Below are 12,883 nucleotides of genomic sequence, written 5' to 3' on the forward strand. Positions count from 1 at the left end.
ATCGGTTTTTCCCAAGTAGGGGCGAAGCATTCGGTCGATAAATTATCGGTTTTTCCCCAAGTTTATCTTCCGAATGCTTCGCCCTTACACCCTTGCAGCGAATGCTACGCCCTTACACCGAATGCTTCGCCCCTACGACTAATAACTAATGACTAATAACTAATGAAGAACTTTCTTAAACAAATTTTTGCTAGTGTAATTGGTAGCCTGTTGGGACTGACTATTTTTTCTGGTATCGGTACTCTAGGCTTATTGTTCCTAGTTATCGCTGCTACAACTTCTAAAGATACAGGTCCAAAAGTCAAAGATAAATCCATGCTGGTATTTGACTTGTCAATGAAAATCACCGATAGTCAACCCAGTTCCAACGACTTTCTCCAAAAAACCTTAGCTGGTGTAGATGAAGATCGAATTACACTCCGCAAAGTAATTGAAACTTTAGAGAAAGCACGACGTGATCCTCGCATTGTAGGGATTTATATAGACGCAACAAAGTCTGGTACTACTAGTAGTCTCGGTTATGCTTCCCTCAAAGAAATTCGTCAAGCTTTAGATAAATTTCGTACATCTGGGAAAAAGATTGTTGCCTACGGTACAGACTGGAACGAAAAAGAATATTATCTCAGTTCAGTAGCTAATAATATCGTACTCAATCCCGTAGGATTGATGGAAATTAATGGTTTGAGTTCACAACCGATATTTTTAACGGGAGCATTGCAGAAATACGGTATTGGTGTGCAGGTGGTGCGGGTAGGAAAATTTAAAGGAGCAGTAGAACCGTTTGTTCTTGATAAACTGAGTTCAGAAAATCGAGAACAAACCCAGAAATTATTGGATGATGTGTGGGGAGAATGGCGGAATTCGGTAGGTACAAGTCGGAAAATTCCCCCGCAAAAGTTACAGGCGATCGCCAATAATCAAGCTATTTTAGAGGCTAACACAGCTAAAAGCAACGGTTTAATAGATCAAGTAGCTTACCAAGATCAAGTAGTTGCTGATTTGAAAAAGTTAACTGCTAGTGATAAAGACGATCAGAACTTCCGGCAAATTAATATTACTGATTATGCTGAAGTTTCGGGTAAATCAATGGGCATAGAACGCAACTCAGAAAATAAAATTGCTGTTGTTTATGCTGAAGGGGAAATAGTTGATGGAAAAGGAGAAGATGGACAAATAGGTGGCGATCGCTTTGCCAAAATATTCAGCAAAATCCGCCAAAATGAAGATGTGAAATCTGTAGTTTTAAGAATTAACAGTCCTGGTGGTAGCGCCACAGCATCAGAAATTATTCAACGAGAAATCAAATTAACTCGACAAGTGAAACCAGTGATTGTTTCCATGGGTGATGTAGCTGCTTCCGGTGGTTATTGGATCGCCAGTGATTCTAATCGCATTTTTGCCGAACCCAACACAATTACAGGTTCTATTGGCGTATTTGGTGTATTATTCAATGGTCAAAAATTAGGCAATAATAACGGCATCACTTGGGATACAGTCAAAACTTCCCAATTTGCAGATAATCAAACCGTTTCTCGTCCTAAATCACCTCAAGAATTAGCCCTTTATCAACGCAGCGTTAACCGCATTTATAATATGTTTATTGATAAAGTTGCCCAAGGTCGAAAACTACCTCAACAAAAGGTAGCACAAATAGCCCAAGGTCGAGTTTGGTCAGGTGCATCGGCAAAACTAATCGGTTTAGTTGATGAAATTGGTGGTCTTAATGTGGCCATTGAATATGCTGCTAAACAAGCGAAATTAGGCAATAATTGGGAAATCGAGGAATATCCACAAGTTAAATCTTTAGAAGAACGTTTCTTGGGAAGAAAATTACAAGCAGCACAAGCAAAATTAGGAATTGAAAGAACTAAAATCCAACCAGCTAACCCACTTTTAGCAGAATTTGAAAAATTGCAACAAGAAATCTTAATCTTGCAGAAAATGAATGATCCTCAAGGGATTTATGCCCGTTTACCTTTTAACTTGAAAATTGATTAATTGATTTTTAGATTGATTTTTAGTAAGAATTCAGGTGAAGCGATAAGATCCCCGACTTCTTTTGTTGATTGTGTTCATAAATGATAAATTGATCTGGTGAAGTCGGGGATCTGGGGATGAACGATTGCTATAGCTGAATACTTACGATTTTTAGCATCAATGTCAGGTGGGTAATTGCCTACTCTATACCCAATATAAAGTCACAAATATAACAAAATCTATCCGATTAAACTGTAAACATGATTGGCTTGATTCATAGAGAAATAGCAATGGTTCTGATTCATTAATCCGATAATTCGATTTATAAGAATTAATTAGAGTAGATATCGTTTATTTATTTAGATGAACTAATTCCTTTTTGCGTCAGATAACGGTAAGCTAGATTTAACAATATTAAGTAAAGATAAAATCCATTTATCGAAAATACCAGAGTGAATCAGCATCAACCCTGATTAACTCCAACGTCCTAATTTTTACTACCAATTTAGAGGTAAATTGATGGCTCAGTTTCTGCTTGAGACTGTTTGGCTAGTTCCGTGCTACGCCTTAATAGGAGGATTGTTAGCTGTACCTTGGTCGCCGGGGATCATTCGCAAAACCGGACCTAGACCAGCAGGTTATGTCAACTTAGTAATGACATTCTTGGCCTTTATTCATAGTGCGATCGCTCTCCAAGCAACCTGGAACCAAGCACCCCAAGAAGTCTTTATCCCGTGGTTATCTACAGCTGGTTTAAACCTCACCATTGCTTTAGAAATTTCCTCGGTAAGTATTGGTGCAATGCTAGTCATTACCGGTTTAAATTTCCTAGCACAGATTTTTGCTGTGGGTTACATGGAAATGGACTGGGGTTGGGGTCGCTTCTATTCTTTATTGGGATTATTTGAAGCCGGACTTTGCGCCTTAGTCTTATGTAATAACCTGTTTTTCAGCTATGTAATTTTGGAAATTCTCACCTTGGGAACTTACCTATTAGTTGGTTTATGGTTTAGTCAACCATTGGTAGTTTCCGGTGCAAGAGATGCTTTTTTAACCAAGCGGGTAGGAGACTTATTTTTGCTGATGGGAGTATTAGCATTATGGCCTCTAACTGAAACTTGGGACTTTCCCGAACTAGCGGAATGGGCAATTACTGCTAAAGTCGATCCCACAGTAATTACATTAGTGGGTTTAGCCTTAGTTGCAGGTCCGATGGGTAAATGCGCTCAATTTCCCCTACATCTGTGGTTAGATGAAGCGATGGAAGGACCAGCACCCAGTACAATTTTACGAAACTCGGTAGTAGTTGCCAGCGGTGCGTGGATACTAATTAAACTGCAACCAATTTTAACTTTATCACCCATAGTTTCCTCCTTTATTGTTACCATTGGCGCAGTCACAGCAATTGGTGGTTCTCTAATTGCGATCGCTCAAATTGATGTTAAACGCTGTCTATCTTATTCGGTCAGTGCTTACATGGGTTTGATTTTTATCGCCGTGGGCATGAAACAAGATGAAACTGCACTGTTATTAGTATTCACCCATGCCTTAGCATCAGCCCTATTGGTCATGAGTACCGGCGGCATTATCTGGAACAGCATCACTCAAGACGTAACCCAACTAGGTGGACTGTGGTCACGCCGTCCCATTTCCGGTATAGCCTTTATTGTCGGCATTTTAGGCTTAATTGGTTTTCCACCATTAGGTAGTTTTTGGGCATTGTTCAAATTAGCAGATGCCCTGTGGGAAACTCAACCTTGGTCAGTAGGAATAGTCATAGTTGTAAACGGGTTGACAGCATTTAGTTTAACCAGAGAATTTAGTTTAATTTTTGGTGGTAAACCCAAACAAATGAGTGAGCGATCGCCTGAAGTTCATTGGCCAATGGTTCTACCAATGATAATTTTAATGGGCTTTGTTCTACATCTGCCATTAATATTGCAAAGTTTATCACTGCTGCCAGATTGGGCAAGTTTAAATAAAGATGTCGCACTACTTTTAATTTGGTCGAGTATTTTCGGATGTAGTATTAGCAGCGTAATTTATTTAGGCAATATTCCCAAACCAATTCGGCTACCGTGGAAAGGTCTGCAAGACTTACTTGCTTATGACTTTTATACCCCTAAAATCTATAAAATGACCATCATTTTTGGTGTAGCCCAAATTTCTAAGTTTGCTGATATGATTGACCGCTTTGTAGTCGATGGTATCGTCAATTTAGTTGGTTTGTTTTCCCTATTAGGAGGAGAAGGTTTAAAGTACAGCACTTCAGGACAAACCCAATTTTATGCCTTCACTGTATTAATGGGAGTAAGTATTTTAGGAATGTGGGTAGCTTGGCCATTCTGGGGAGTGCAGTTTTTCGACTTGATTTTTTAAGTGCAAATAATAGCTAATGGGGTAATTTTAGATTACCCCATATTCAATACACCCCTAATTTACATAATTAATATGTTGAGTGTTTTAATCTGGATACCAATTTTAAGTGCAGCAATTATCGGTTTTTTTCCTAGTAGTTCCATCCCAGCAAATCGCGTCCGCTTGTCAGCCCTAACCGTAGCAGGTCTAGTTCTGCTCTGGAATCTGTTTATCCTCTTAAAATTTGATATTACCAATCCAGGAATGCAGTTTCAAGAATATCTGCCCTGGAATGAAACCCTGGGATTAAATTATCAATTAGGGGCTGATGGATTATCAATTTTAATGCTGGTGTTAAATAGTCTTCTGACTTGGATTGCTATTTATAGTAGTAGCCAAAATACTGAACGTCCCCGGCTTTTTTACTCGATGATTTTATTAATCAGTGGAGGAGTTGCAGGTGCTTTTTTAGCAGAAAATTTGCTGCTATTCTTCCTCTTTTACGAACTAGAATTAATCCCCTTTTATTTACTAATTTCCATTTGGGGAGGCGAAAAAAGAGCCTATGCTGGCATGAAATTCCTAATTTATACGGCTATTTCAGGAGCTTTAATTTTAGCAACTTTCTTGGGGATGGTGTGGTTAACTGGTGCTACTAGTTTTTCCTTTGATGCCGTCTCCACTGCAAATTTATCCATAGCAATGCAAGTGCTTTTACTAATAGGAATAGTATTAGGTTTTGGCATCAAAATTCCTTTAGTTCCCTTCCATACTTGGCTACCTGATGCTTATGTTGAAGCTTCCGCACCAATTGCTATTCTTCTGGGTGGTGTTTTAGCTAAATTGGGAACTTATGGACTGTTACGATTTGGCTTAGGAATGTTTCCCAATGCTTGGAGTATTATCGCCCCGACTTTAGCAATTTGGGGTGCAGTTAGTGCTATTTACGGGGCAGTAATTGCGATCGCTCAAAAAGACATCAAACGCATGGTAGCATACAGTTCCATCGGTCACATGGGCTATGTGTTATTAGCCGCCGCCGCCAGCACTTCCTTAGCCCTTATTGGTGCAGTAGCACAAATGTTTAGCCACGGAATTATCTTAGCTATTCTCTTTCATTTAGTGGGAATTGTAGAAGCAAAAGTTGGTACTCGTGAATTAGATAAACTCAATGGTTTAATGAGTCCTATTCGCGGTTTACCTTTAATTAGCGCCCTGCTAGTTTTAAGCGGAATGGCTAGTGCTGGTATTCCCGGTTTAACAGGATTCATTGCGGAATTTATTGTCTTTCAAGGCAGTTTCTCGACTTTTCCCATTCCAACTTTATTGTGCGTGTTGACATCAGGTTTTACCGCAGTTTACTTTGTGATCCTCCTCAATCGTACCTGTTTTGGCAAACTCGACAACCTCGCTTATTATCCCCAAGTTCTCTGGTCTGAGAAAATGCCCGCCCTCATTTTGGCAGTCCTGATTATCTTTTTAGGAATACAACCAACTTGGTTAGTGCGTTGGAGTGAACCCACCGCTACAGCAATGGTTTCTGCTGTTCTTAATGTTGAAAAAACCGTAATTTCTCAAGTGGCTGTGAAATAAGTAAATCGGAGTTCATGCTTTAAGTTTGCAGCAAGAATTATCATCTACCAATAGTTCTAATTAATTATTTCCAAAAATCAAAAAAAATGGTACAAACTCCTGAAAAACCTGTTACTAAATTACCTCCTTCCCAACATGAATTTGCTGAAATCATTCATCGTCTAGAAGCAGGGGGTTCAATGTTGCCAGATACCCCCGAAAATTTAATGCAAATCATCGGTTTATATAAGGCTTATGCTGTACCGATGGATTTCTACTGGCGTGACTTACTCTACATTGCTGAACAGGAATTTCTTAACCCATTTCCTTTTTTTAAATACTTTTTACCGCCAGAGTATTTAGATCGCCATAATCATTATGCTGGTGATGATGCAGATTTGCGAATTTGGCGCGGTGAAGCTTCAGCACATCCAGAACTTTTGGCATTTATGGAGAAGGGTGAAACTTTCAAAATGCCCAAGATTTTACATCATTTATTACATGATCGCATTAACATGGAATTTGCGGAAGCTTGTATGCGAGCCATGTTATGGAATAGAGGCATGGGTGGACAATTTGACCCTTATCTTGATTCTGAAGAATACAAGGCTAATGCTGACAAGGCAATTAAAGCTTATTTCCAAGGCAACCCGGCGATGCTGGGACTGTATAAACTATTCCCAGATATGTTTTTAGAACAGTGCCGTCAAATGTCTTATTACGCTAATTTGGGCTTATTTTGGGAAGTTATGGCACCGGTGTTTTTTGAAATGTCGGATATTTATGATGAAGGTGGATTTAAAGGTGTTCCTGATGCGATGACGTTCTTAGTTAATGGCATCTTTGCGATCGCTGGTCGTCCCATTTATCATCATGTTTATATTCGTGGACAATGCTATGAAATCATCCCCAAATCTAAGGGCTTCACTTGGCTATATGAAGCAGCTTTACCCTATGTAGAAGCAGTTTTTTACCGCACTGAACCCTTCCGTGGCACAAAGTCTTATAATGCTCAAGCCAATCAAGTGCCGGCAAATCAAAAAGACTTCCACTATGGTATTCTTTATGCTGATGTTTTTCCCGTCGGTACTGCTGGTATTCCCCCCACACTTTTAATGCAAGATATGCTGCATTTTTTACCACCATATCTAATTGATTACTACAGCAAACATTGCCGTGGGGAAGAAGATATGTTGATTCAGTTGGGTGTAAGTTTCCAACGGTCAATGTATAATGTTACTTCGGCGGTGATTCAAGCTTTGAGAACAGCACTGCTGTATCCTTTAGATGATCCAAATCCTCGGCATTTGCAAGCTAACCGAGAATTTTTTGAATCTCAATTAAATCGCTTTACCCGTGCTGATTATGGCATACGGGATGCAGCGAGGCTGCGGAGTATTCAAAGTCAAGATTATAGATAACAGATTTACTTTTTCCCTGCTATAGTTGAGAACTAAATCTCACTCTTCTATTTCACACATCCATCTATGGATAGAAAAAGTAAGCGTCTGTTACTTCTTGTTATTTCCTGTAGTGTATCTGGTGTCATTTTAGGCGGTACGTCTGCATGGGCAGAAAGTAAAATGTGCTGGCGTGCTGATACAGTAACCAGCGAATGTTTGACCAAAAACCCAGTCGAGAGAACAATTCAAGGTATGAGTACGGGATTATTAGCTGGTGCTGGCGCTGCTTTTGGTGCAGCCTGGAACTTACACCATCAAGACTAATATCCACAGGACTTACGCAACTGGCACATTGGTAGGGTGCGTCAGACTGCATAAATCCTGCAAATAAACAGATTATTGATATCTGACGCACCCTACAACAGATTTTTGGTGTGACACGCAGCTTTAGTCCTAATCCAGATCCCTAACTTTTGAAAAGTCGGGGATCTATCTCCTAAAAGCGATAATTGCGATCGCCAATCCACATACTTGTCGGTACAGCATTACCTTGAGGATCTACTTTCACTTTCACAACTATCGGCGATCTATCTCCATTTCGATTTTGTCGTATTTGCGACAGATCATTATTAATTTGCTGTCTCTGTTCTTCAGAAACATAATAGTTTTCCAAACCATAATTAATCAACCCATCTTGATAATTACCCTTTAAAGCTACCTGGTTATTAGGTAAATAAATAGGTCGCTCACTACTCACTCGCACTGGCCGCCAAGCTGGGGGAATACCACTATTAAAATTACGCCCGAAAGACTGTTGTTCTTGCAGAATCAAATATAAAGGACTGCCCTGATTTATTCTGCCATTTCTCAGAGAATTTTGTCTTTCCCAATCTCTCCAACCTGTTAATCTTCTCAAAGTTTCGCGGCGGGAGATATTATAATCAAGGGATAAAGCAGACCCCTGCAAAACATTATTAGAATATGCAGGTAGAGTTTGCAAAATCACACTTTTGCCCGTCATTTCTGTATACATTGCTTGACTTGGAACTGCCAAAATCAGCCCAATTTGTGCCATTAGAGGTGCTACTAATCGCCAAATTGGTAACGGTTGATTAGCTTTCTGTTCAGTAGCTATTAAGTAATCACGAAAAGTCAATTTTTCCGAAAACTCTTTCTCTGGAGTTAAGGTTTTCTTCGATTCAGGTGAATTATTTGTCATGATAAATAAGAGGTGATGTTAGTTATGAATAACCAATGACCAATGACTAAGAGGATTTTTAACGCAGAGATTTAGTATATTTGTCAATTCTAATTGCACAGTTTCCTACTGTTTCTTAGCCGCAGGACGCTCATTAAGGCGACGTTCAAACCAAAGACCGGCAGAAATCAGACCAGAACCACACAACACAAACACCAATGATCTAAACAGTAAATCGGTGTCGTATTCTAGCACCCGGCTGATAATTTGCAGGATGAATAATAGCATACCACACCAAAAATATAATCTGTTGCTTAACTTCAATCCTTCTTGAATCAACCCCCAAGCTAATGTTATCAACAAAACATTGAAAACAAAAATACCAAGTTCAGTAATTCGACCAATAGCTTGATGCCAAAAAGGTACGATGACAATAAAACTCAGAAAAATGCTAATGACAGTGACAGTAAAAAATGCTTCCTTCTGGTTTGGATGACGATGACGAAACAGAAATAACCATTGCAAAACTGCTAAACCGCTGAGAATTCCCAAATCAATTATTGGCAAAGATTGGAAAACAGTCGAGAAATTGTTTGGTGAATTACCATAACTATAACTTAAAGCTTGCCACTGCCAACGGAAAGACAACAGATAAAAAACTACAGCAAAACAAACTAATGCTAAATTACGGGCTATGGGTTGAAATAACCTATAATTAATGTTAGGAAAAAGCAAATCATCGTAACTCCAAAATAATGCAGGTGGGAGTGCTAAAGCAAAAGAAGCCACCCAAGGAATTACATCAGAAAAAGTCAACAATGGTAAAGGGTTGAGATTGTATTGTAAAGAAAGAGTAAAAGCAATTGCCGCTAATACAAAAATCACCCTTGAACGACATATATACGCTAAAGGTACAAACAGCAACCAAGAAATTAACGGCGTATGTCTGACTACTAAACGCGCCCAATTCAAATCATTAGAAGCAGACCAAAACTCTCTGAGTCCAAACCAATAACCAATTTGTAACAGGATAATAGCCAAAATACCTAAAGAATTTAGGGATAGACTATAAGCCATGACTAAAACACCAAACCCCCAAGCTAAAAACAACTGTGACGCTGAACCGCTAATATTGAATATCTGCGCCATCAGCATTAAAGTTGCACCTAAAATTAAGGCACTGAGAATTAGTAATGCCTCTCCTAATAGACGTTTACTACGTTGTTGTTTTTTACTTGCAGCATTAGAAAGTGTCGGTTCTCTCCAAGTCAAAAAACCAGTAATAGCAGTAGACAGAAAGAAACTCATCAACAATATAAATTTGACTTCCCTTGACCATGTTTGCCAATTTGCTGCTACAAAGATAATGACACCTAAAATTAAAAGCAAGCCACCCACAGCAATGGTTATTAATCCAGAACTTTCTTTGGCAGCTGCTTCTATTTTGTTAAACTGATAACGGTCTGCTAATTGCTGGTGTTGAGAAGAACTAATCAGTCCTTCATCTCGCCAAAGTTGTGCTTCTTGGCGTAATTTTCGCACAAAATTATCTAAGATCATGACCTCTCCGCTGCATAGGGGTTAGTTTTAGGACTTACGCAAGTGTCACACTAAAAATCTGTTGTAGGATGCGTCAGATATCAACAATCTGTTTATTTGCAGTATTTATGCAGTCTGACGCACCCTACCAATATGCCAGTTGCGTAAGTCCTGAGTTTAACAACTGTCAAAACACGGTTAGCTTCTAGCCAAAGGCCAGAAGCCGCGCTGGACGCGCTTTACAAACCTAATCTCAATGGTGGTCATTATATTTTCAGTATGCAGCCAAATACCTTAATTACACTGTTCTGTTGTAACAGTTTCCATAGTGTGCTAATTAGCTAAAATTACTCAATTCTTGAATATGGAAAAGCCTTCAAATTTATTACTGAAAGTATCGCGCTGTTTATTTGAAAATGCTGATGAACAAACAAAGTTTATTGAAGCTTTAGTTAATCCTCAACCATTTTCACCTTCTATTCTTTGGTGTCAAGATAAACCAGAAACTTCACTTTTTGCAGTAGAAGCACCAACACCTTGGCAACCCAAATTTGTAGACCGGTTACAAATAGGAGAAAAACCCGGTCAACATCCCCTACATAAACAAGGATATTTTTATTGTTTAGATTTTTCTTCTGTATTTGCTGCTTCTGTTTTGTTAACAATTAATCAACCAGTATCTTTAGTGTTTGATATGTGTGCTGCCCCAGGTGGCAAAAGTGTATTTGCTTGGAAAGCATTACAACCTGATTTACTGATTAGTAATGAGGTAATTGGTAAAAGGTTAGGAATGCTAATTTCTAATTTGAAACGTTGCCAAATTCAACCTAGTGGCGTAGTACATCGAGATTCTAGTATTTTTGCAGATATGTTTTCCCAATCTAGTCATTTAGTCATGGTTGATGCACCATGTACTGGTCAGTCTTTATTAGCTAAAGGTGAAAAAGCACCGGGATGTTTTCATCATACCTCAATTAATAAAAGTGCCAATCGGCAAAAAAGAATTATTGCTAACTCAGCGCAAGTTGTCGCACCTCAAGGTTATTTGGCTTATATGACTTGCACTTATTCCCCAGAAGAAAATGAGCAGGTATGTGAATGGTTTTTACAAAAATTTCCCCAATTTCAAGCTGTGGAAGTTAGTTATTTATCAAAATATCAATCACATTTAACTCACATTCCTTGTTATCGGATGTTTCCCCAAGATGGTTTGGGTGCTGGTGCATTTACAGTGTTGTTTAAAAATATGGCTGAGGATAAAGGAGAAAAGGTCAATTTAGATCATCTAATTTCTATGTGTAAATACGAAACTTTGACAAAAACAGCATAAATTGCCAATTCCCTGACTTTTATCATAAGTTGGGGATTTTGTTGTTTACGAATAATTCAGAATGCCTATATTCTTTAATATAACTTCATGTTTAACTTAAGTAACATTACTATAGACTTAATTATACAAAATCCCAGAAAATAGTAAATAGACCGCTCAATAGTAACAGGGTGTACATCACAATGGATGAACTAACACTACACAACAGCCAGGATAACCTCAATCCTTGTTCTGGATTGGAAAACAACGGTTTTTTAGATAGCAAGATTTTTAATCCTCTGGAAGCAAAGCCTCGCATTAATCCATCGTCATTATCTCCAATTGAGGCAGTACAAAACTGGTCAAAGATTGTACCTGAGAGGCTATTATGGGATGATAGTTTTGGTTGGCAACCTGAGATAGCTGAAACCCTACAACAATTCGCACAGTCCCCAGATTTTCAGTCACAAACACACTTCATTTTCGGTGATAATTTCAATGCTGGGAAATTAAAGGAAATTACTTCTGGGTGGTTGGTTGGTGATTTTAGTTCTTTACCACAGATAGAAGTTTTAAACTCACCCGTATTTCCCACAGGGACTTTAGGCGTTTTTGCCGCACAAACAGAAAAAATATATATTTCCGAAATATTACTTAGCAGTGGAAATACTGAACTAATTCAAAAAACAGTTCTAGAAGAAGTTGGACATTGGGTTGATAAAGAAATCAATGCAGTAGATACTCCTGGTGATGAAGGACAATTATTTGCAGCATTCCTTACAGGTAAACATCTGAACGCAGCGCAGATTGCAGAGATTAAAACTGAAGATGATACAACCACAATTGTTGTAGATGGTCAATCTTTAATAGTTGAACAAGCAACTTTATCTACAGTTACCATTAGTGCTAGTGATGCTAATGCAGCTGAAACTATCAATGGACAAACTCTAAACCCTGGTAAATTCACCATCAAACGTACTGGGGATATCACTTCAACCCTAGCCGTTAATTATACAGTTGGTGGCACGGCAACTAATGGTACAGATTACAACCAATTAACTGGTACTGCTACCTTTGGGGCTGGTTTATCTACAGCAACAATTGATTTGAGTGTGATTAATGATGCTCTCTTGGAAGCGAAAGAGACAGTCATAGTCACATTAGCTAGTAATACAAATTATCTACTGGGAACAGCAAAGACTGCTACAGTCAACATTGCAGATAACGACAAACCGACTATTACTATCCGTGCTAGTGATGCCACTGCGGCAGAAACTGTTACAGGACAAGCCGCAAATCCTGGTAGATTTACTCTCACTCGTACTGGGGATTTAAGTTCATCTCCGACGGTTAATTATACCGTTGCAGGTACGGCAATTAATGGCACTGATTACAACACATTAAGCAAGACTGTGACTTTTGCTGCTGGTTCTGCTACTGCGTTAATTAATGTCAATGTTAAAGATGATGCTGTCTATGAGGGGAATGAAACTGTCATTGTTAATTTAGCAAGTAGCGCCAATTATA

9 protein-coding genes are annotated in these 12,883 nt (G+C 38.8%); 7 read left to right on the top strand and 2 right to left on the bottom strand.

The genetic code is table 11. The features are described 5' to 3' along the window. The first annotated feature begins 162 nt into the window (after positions 1-162). The 5 genes from sppA (at position 163) to VB694_RS24180 (ending at position 7,634) form a co-directional block, all read left to right on the top strand. Positions 163-1,998, top strand: coding sequence for a signal peptide peptidase SppA (sppA, locus tag VB694_RS24160; protein ID WP_323362872.1), 1,836 nt, complete (start codon positions 163-165; stop codon positions 1,996-1,998). Positions 1,999-2,496: 498 nt separating this feature from the next. Further along, on the top strand, positions 2,497-4,356 hold the full coding sequence (locus tag VB694_RS24165) for an NAD(P)H-quinone oxidoreductase subunit F (protein ID WP_323362873.1): 1,860 nt from the start codon (positions 2,497-2,499) through the stop codon (positions 4,354-4,356). A gap of 72 nt (positions 4,357-4,428) precedes the next feature. After that, entirely contained in the window at positions 4,429-5,928 is a 1,500-nt protein-coding gene (locus tag VB694_RS24170; protein ID WP_323362874.1) for an NADH-quinone oxidoreductase subunit M, read from the top strand. An 86-nt stretch (positions 5,929-6,014) separates the two neighbouring features. After that, a complete protein-coding gene (locus VB694_RS24175) occupies positions 6,015-7,328 on the top strand; it encodes a CO2 hydration protein (protein WP_323362875.1) in 1,314 nt (437 codons plus the stop codon). A 66-nt stretch (positions 7,329-7,394) separates the two neighbouring features. Next, positions 7,395-7,634, top strand: a complete 240-nt coding sequence (locus tag VB694_RS24180) for a hypothetical protein (RefSeq protein ID WP_323362876.1) — start codon at positions 7,395-7,397, stop codon at positions 7,632-7,634. Positions 7,635-7,806: 172 nt separating this feature from the next. Here the strand turns inward: VB694_RS24180 and VB694_RS24185 are convergent, their stop codons facing one another. Together VB694_RS24185 and VB694_RS24190 are read right to left on the bottom strand one after the other, a co-directional pair. Then, on the bottom strand, positions 7,807-8,529 hold the full coding sequence (locus tag VB694_RS24185) for a GDYXXLXY domain-containing protein (protein WP_323362877.1): 723 nt from the start codon (positions 8,527-8,529) through the stop codon (positions 7,807-7,809). Between the two features lie 105 nt (positions 8,530-8,634). Beyond that, complete coding sequence (locus VB694_RS24190; RefSeq protein WP_323362878.1) at positions 8,635-10,068, bottom strand: DUF2157 domain-containing protein; 1,434 nt, start codon at positions 10,066-10,068, stop codon at positions 8,635-8,637. Positions 10,069-10,411: 343 nt separating this feature from the next. Between VB694_RS24190 and VB694_RS24195 the strand changes: the two genes are divergently transcribed. Next, positions 10,412-11,377 carry an RsmB/NOP family class I SAM-dependent RNA methyltransferase gene (locus VB694_RS24195; protein WP_323362879.1) on the top strand — a complete coding sequence of 322 codons (966 nt, stop codon included), beginning with the start codon at positions 10,412-10,414 and terminating at the stop codon, positions 11,375-11,377. Between the two features lie 182 nt (positions 11,378-11,559). Further along, positions 11,560-12,883: Calx-beta domain-containing protein (locus VB694_RS24200; protein WP_323362880.1), on the top strand; the 1,324-nt coding region annotated here is incomplete at its 3' end.

The organism is Anabaena sp. UHCC 0451 (assembly GCF_034931405.1).
In the GTDB taxonomy this organism is placed as follows: Bacteria; Cyanobacteriota; Cyanobacteriia; order Cyanobacteriales; family Nostocaceae; genus RDYJ01.

Coding starts and splice junctions, on each gene's coding strand:
- VB694_RS24190 (WP_323362878.1), bottom strand. CDS start 10,068: ATGATCTTAGATAATTTTGTGCGAAAATTACGCCAAGAAGCACAACTT.
- VB694_RS24170 (WP_323362874.1), top strand. CDS start 4,429: ATGTTGAGTGTTTTAATCTGGATACCAATTTTAAGTGCAGCAATTATC.
- VB694_RS24180 (WP_323362876.1), top strand. CDS start 7,395: ATGGATAGAAAAAGTAAGCGTCTGTTACTTCTTGTTATTTCCTGTAGT.
- sppA (WP_323362872.1), top strand. CDS start 163: ATGAAGAACTTTCTTAAACAAATTTTTGCTAGTGTAATTGGTAGCCTG.
- VB694_RS24175 (WP_323362875.1), top strand. CDS start 6,015: ATGGTACAAACTCCTGAAAAACCTGTTACTAAATTACCTCCTTCCCAA.
- VB694_RS24185 (WP_323362877.1), bottom strand. CDS start 8,529: ATGACAAATAATTCACCTGAATCGAAGAAAACCTTAACTCCAGAGAAA.
- VB694_RS24165 (WP_323362873.1), top strand. CDS start 2,497: ATGGCTCAGTTTCTGCTTGAGACTGTTTGGCTAGTTCCGTGCTACGCC.
- VB694_RS24195 (WP_323362879.1), top strand. CDS start 10,412: ATGGAAAAGCCTTCAAATTTATTACTGAAAGTATCGCGCTGTTTATTT.